Below are 229 nucleotides of genomic sequence, written 5' to 3' on the forward strand. Positions count from 1 at the left end.
CTATGGGGTCAACCAGCAGGACCTCAGCGGCCGCGAAACGTTGGTCTCCAACGCCTCCTGCACGACCAATTGCGGGGTGCCGCTGCTCAAGCTGCTGAACGAGGCGATCGGCCTGGAATACGTGTCGATCACCACCATCCACTCGGCGATGAACGACCAGCCGGTGATCGACGCCTACCACCATGAGGACCTGCGCCGTACCCGTTCGGCGTTCCAGTCGGTGATCCCG

Annotated in this window: 1 pseudogene; it reads left to right on the plus strand. The window is 63.3% G+C overall.

Annotated features, from left to right (window positions below):
- A pseudogene (locus HJG58_RS18805) lies at positions 1–229 on the plus strand (type I glyceraldehyde-3-phosphate dehydrogenase); the annotation flags it as partial.

Origin of the sequence: Acinetobacter geminorum (assembly GCF_013009345.1) — a bacterium.
GTDB lineage: Bacteria > Pseudomonadota > Gammaproteobacteria > Pseudomonadales > Moraxellaceae > Acinetobacter > Acinetobacter geminorum.